The 294-nt window shown below is 60.5% G+C and carries 1 protein-coding gene; it reads right to left on the bottom strand.

Annotation, left to right across the window (positions count from 1 at the left end; translation table 11 throughout):
• The coding region (locus SB717_RS35005) for a carbohydrate ABC transporter permease (RefSeq protein ID WP_410907495.1) at positions 1 to 294 on the bottom strand (294 nt) is incomplete at both ends.

Genomic DNA, 294 nt, shown 5'->3' with positions numbered 1-294 from the left:
AGGAGCCGAAGGGCGACCGATCCTCGGACACGGCCGCTGTCGAGTGCGAGCGCGAAGAAGAGCGACAGCGCCAGCATGATCGGCACCTGGATCGCCGTGAACACCACGACGCGGATCGCACCGTCGTAGAACTGTGGATCCTTGAAGAGCCGGACGTAGTTGTCCAACCCGACGAAGGATTGCCCGCCGATCAACTTGTTCTGGAACAGGCTGATGTAGGCCGAGTACAGGATTGGGATGATGAAGACGAAGATAAAGAGGAGGCCGAAGGGCGCGAGGAAGAGGAGGCCGGTC

The organism is Priestia sp. SIMBA_032 (genome assembly GCF_046535215.1).
Classification (GTDB): domain Bacteria; phylum Bacillota; class Bacilli; order Bacillales; family Bacillaceae_H; genus Priestia; species Priestia aryabhattai.
Note: the sequence above shows the minus strand (reverse complement) of the source record. Positions and strands in the feature narration are given on the sequence as shown.